1 rRNA gene is annotated in these 2,252 nt (G+C 51.5%); it reads left to right on the top strand.

From position 1 onward, the window contains the following. Positions 1-7: 7 nt before the first annotated feature. Positions 8-2,252 (top strand): 23S ribosomal RNA (locus FAR12_RS23050); the annotation flags it as partial.

Here is a 2,252-nt window from a genome sequence, read left to right as displayed (position 1 = left end):
AATCATAGGTTAAGTTATGAAGGGCGCACGGTGGATGCCTTGGCACTAGGAGCCGATGAAGGACGGGACTAACACCGATATGCTTCGGGGAGCTGTAAGTAAGCTTTGATCCGGAGATTTCCGAATGGGGGAACCCATCATCCGTAATGGGATGATATCTTTACCTGAATACATAGGGTATTGAAGGCAGACCCGGGGAACTGAAACATCTAAGTACCCGGAGGAAGAGAAAGCAAACGCGATTCCCTGAGTAGCGGCGAGCGAAACGGGATTAGCCCAAACCAAGAGGCTTGCCTCTTGGGGTTGTAGGACACTCTATACGGAGTTACAAAGGAACGAGGTAAACGAACAAGTCTGGAAAGGCTGGTCAAAGAAGGTAACAACCCTGTAGTTGAAACCTTGTTCCCTCTTGAGTGTATCCTGAGTACGGCGGGACACGAGAAATCCCGTCGGAAGCAGGGAGGACCATCTCCCAAGGCTAAATACTCCCTAGTGACCGATAGTGAACCAGTACCGTGAGGGAAAGGTGAAAAGCACCCCGGAAGGGGAGTGAAAGAGATCCTGAAACCGTGTGCCTACAAGTAGTTAGAGCCCTTTAACGGGTGATAGCGTGCCTTTTGTAGAATGAACCGGCGAGTTACGATTGCATGCGAGGTTAAGTTGAAGAGACGGAGCCGTAGCGAAAGCGAGTCTGAATAGGGCGCATTAGTATGTAGTCGTAGACCCGAAACCAGGTGATCTACCCATGTCCAGGTTGAAGTTCAGGTAACACTGAATGGAGGACCGAACCCACGCACGTTGAAAAGTGCGGGGATGAGGTGTGGGTAGCGGAGAAATTCCAATCGAACTTGGAGATAGCTGGTTCTCTCCGAAATAGCTTTAGGGCTAGCCTCACGAATAACGAGTCTTGGAGGTAGAGCACTGTTTGGACTAGGGGCCCTCATCGGGTTACCGAATTCAGACAAACTCCGAATGCCAAGTACTTAAGCGTGGGAGTCAGACTGCGAGTGATAAGATCCGTAGTCAAAAGGGAAACAGCCCAGACCACCAGCTAAGGTCCCAAAGTATACGTTAAGTGGAAAAGGATGTGGGGTTGCTTAGACAACCAGGATGTTGGCTTAGAAGCAGCCACCATTTAAAGAGTGCGTAATAGCTCACTGGTCGAGTGACCCCGCGCCGAAAATGTACCGGGGCTAAACGTATCACCGAAGCTGTGGATGGATATCTACGATATCCGTGGTAGGAGAGCGTTCTAAGGGCGTTGAAGCTAGACCGGAAGGACTGGTGGAGCGCTTAGAAGTGAGAATGCCGGTATGAGTAGCGAAAGATGGGTGAGAATCCCATCCACCGTATGCCTAAGGTTTCCTGAGGAAGGCTCGTCCGCTCAGGGTTAGTCGGGACCTAAGCCGAGGCCGAAAGGCGTAGGCGATGGACAACAGGTTGATATTCCTGTACCACCTCGTTTTTGTTTGAGCGATGGGGGGACGCAGGAGGATAGGGTAAGCGCACTGCTGGATATGTGCGTCTAAGCAGTTAGGCTGGTAAGCAGGAAAATCCGCTTACCGTGAAGGCTGAGCTGTGATAGCGAGGGAAATATAGTACCGAAGTTCCTGATTCCACACTGCCAAGAAAAGCCTCTAGTGAGAAAACAGGTGCCCGTACCGCAAACCGACACAGGTAGGCGAGGAGAGAATCCTAAGGTGTGCGAGAGAACTCTCGTTAAGGAACTCGGCAAAATGACCCCGTAACTTCGGGAGAAGGGGTGCTTTTTAGGGTGAATAGCCTTGAAAAGCCGCAGTGAATAGGCCCAGGCGACTGTTTAGCAAAAACACAGGTCTCTGCGAAGCCGCAAGGCGAAGTATAGGGGCTGACGCCTGCCCGGTGCTGGAAGGTTAAGAGGAGGGGTTAGCGCAAGCGAAGCTCTGAATTGAAGCCCCAGTAAACGGCGGCCGTAACTATAACGGTCCTAAGGTAGCGAAATTCCTTGTCGGGTAAGTTCCGACCCGCACGAAAGGCGTAACGATCTGGGCACTGTCTCAACGAGAGACTCGGTGAAATTATAGTACCTGTGAAGATGCAGGTTACCCGCGACAGGACGGAAAGACCCCGTGGAGCTTTACTGTAGCCTGATATTGAATTTTGGTACAGCTTGTACAGGATAGGTAGGAGCCTGAGAAGCCGGAGCGCTAGCTTCGGTGGAGGCGTCGGTGGGATACTACTCTGGCTGTATTGAAATTCTAACCCGCACCTCT

This window comes from Bacillus yapensis (genome assembly GCF_005280205.1).
GTDB lineage: Bacteria > Bacillota > Bacilli > Bacillales > Cytobacillaceae > Robertmurraya > Robertmurraya yapensis.
Note: the sequence above shows the minus strand (reverse complement) of the source record. Positions and strands in the feature narration are given on the sequence as shown.